Below are 2,573 nucleotides of genomic sequence, written 5' to 3' on the forward strand. Positions count from 1 at the left end.
GGGGGCTTATGTGCCTAAGGCACATCGTCCGGCAGCGCAGGAAGTCAGAAAATGAAACAATTAAATTTCGGCAAAATTAAAACAAAACTACCCTTACCAAATTTGTTGGACATGCAAAAGCAGTCTTTTGAGGATTTTTTACAATTGGATGTTGCCCCGGAAAAGCGCGATTTCAGAGGTTTGCAAGCGGCTTTTACCGACGTTTTCCCCATAGAAGCCCCCGACGGCAGTATGACTTTAGAATTTGTTAAATACGAACTTTCCGCCCCCAAATACGCCTCCCCGGCGGAAGCGGCCGTCAAAGACGGTACGTACAGTGCGCCTTTAAGAGTATGGCTCAGGCTTAACATTAAACAGAAAAACGGGGCTTTAAAAGAGGGCAAGGAAGAAGACATCACTTTATGCGAATTACCTTTAATGACGGAGGCCGGCTGCTTTGTATTTAACGGTGCCGAACGTGTAATAGTAAGCCAGCTGCACAGATCTCCCGGTATTATTTTTGAAGAAGACGAAGAAAAGAAGCAATCAACCCTTGGTAAAAAACTTTATGTTGCGCGCATTATTCCTTACAGAGGCGCGTGGATAGAGTTCCAGTTCGATTTGGCGAACGTGCTTTGGGTCAGGATTGACAGAAAGAAAAAGGTTTTGGCGACCACGTTCCTGCGCGCGTGCGGCCTTGAAACCAACGGAGAAATTTTACAGGCTTTTTACCAAACTGAAGACATTGACGTAAAAGTTCAGGATATCGACAATGTGGTGGGCCGTTACGCGGCTGAAGATATAGTCGATCCGGCCACCGGCGAAGTCATTTGGAACTTGGATGACAAAGCCGCCACCCCGATTGACGACAAAACTTTTAAAGTTCTGCTTGAAAAGAAAGTCAAAAAGATTAAAGTTCTTTCCGGCAATCCCAGGCAGGACAACCCCGGTATTTTGGCCACTTTGGAAGCTAAAAAAGAAGAAGCCAAAACCGCTCAGGAAGCCCAGTTCGAAATTTATAAACGCTTAAGAGGGCAGGATTTCATCGTTAAAGAACAGGCCGAACAATTTTTGGACAGCCTTATCTTCAACAACAATAAACGCTATGACTTAAGCTATGTTGGCCGCTTCAAAATCAACAAGAAGTTTGCGCCGTTCTTTGATATGCTCGGCAAAGCTTCTTTCAAGAAGTTCGCCCGCCCGTCGGATAAGAGAAGAACCCTCGCTCCTGAAGATATCATCGTAACCTTGCAATATCTTTTAGCGTTAAACGCCGGCGAAGAATATATCGCCGAAAGATACGGTTCCTCTATAGATTTTAAACTTGACGATATCGACCACTTGGGCAACAGGCGCGTACGCGGCATCGGCGAGCTTTTGGAAAACCAAATCCGCGTCGGCCTTTCCCAAATGGCTAAAACCGCCAGGGACAAAATGAACAAGGAAGCTTCCACTCAGAAGCCGACTCCGCGCTCTTTGGTAAACGCTCAGCCGGTTGCCGGTATTATAAGGAAGTTCTTCGGAACTTCCCAGCTTTCCCAGTTTATGGATCAGATCAACCCGCTTTCCGAACTTACCCATAAACGCAGACTTTCAGCCTTGGGCCCCGGCGGTCTTAACAGAAAACGCGCCGGCTTTGAAGTCCGCGACGTTCACCATACTCATTACGGCAGGCTCTGCCCTATTGAAACGCCTGAAGGTCCGAACATCGGTTTGATAACCTCTTTAGCTTGCTATTCCAAAGTAAACAAATACGGCCTTTTGGAATCCCCGTTCAGAAAAGTCGAAAACGGCAAAGCTACGGATAAGATTGATTATCTTACGGCCGATATTGAAGACGATTATATGGTTGCCCAGTCCAATACGCCTTTGGGCGCGGACGGCAAATTAATGGCGGAGCAGGTGGCTTGCCGCGTTCGCTCCGATTATCCTTTGGTCGCCCCGGGCGAAGTTGATTATATGGATATTTCGCCTTTGCAGGTAATCAGCGTTTCAGCCGCTTTGATACCCTTCCTTGAGCACGATGACGCAAACCGTGCCTTGATGGGCTGTAACATGCAGCGCCAAGGCGTGCCTTTGCTTAAAGCGGAAGCCCCGCTGGTCGGCACCGGCATTGAAGCCGCGGTGGCAAGGGATTCGGGTTCTTCCATGGTGGCCAAACAGGACGGTAAAGTAATTTTCGCTTCGGCCGATATTATCGCCGTCGAACCCGCAAAAGGCGGCAAAACCGAAATTTACGAGCTTACCAAATATAAACGTTCCAACCAAGATACCTGCGTCAACCACAAACCGCTTGTAAAAGCCGGCGACACCGTGGTAAAAGGGCAAGTGCTTGTAGACGGTCCTTCAATGGATGACGGTATTTTGGCTTTGGGCCGCAACCTTCTTGTAGGCTTTATGAGCTGGGAAGGTTACAACTACGAAGACGCTATTTTGTTGAGTGAAGAACTTGTACAAGACGACGTATTTACTTCTATCCACATTGGTACCCACGACACCGAAGCAAGAAGCACCAAGTTGGGCGATGAAGAAATCACTCGCGATATTCCCAACAGAAGTGAAGATATGCTCAAGGACTTGGATGAAAACGGTAT

Annotated in this window: 1 protein-coding gene; it reads left to right on the forward strand. The window is 47.6% G+C overall.

Annotation, left to right across the window (positions count from 1 at the left end):
* Nucleotides 1-51: 51 nt before the first annotated feature.
* Nucleotides 52-2,573 (forward strand): DNA-directed RNA polymerase subunit beta (rpoB, locus tag ACQY26_RS04635; protein ID WP_428047964.1); only part of this gene is annotated, 2,522 nt, incomplete at its 3' end.

This window comes from Candidatus Proelusimicrobium excrementi (assembly GCF_937881865.1).
In the GTDB taxonomy this organism is placed as follows: Bacteria; Elusimicrobiota; Elusimicrobia; order Elusimicrobiales; family Elusimicrobiaceae; genus Proelusimicrobium; species Proelusimicrobium excrementi.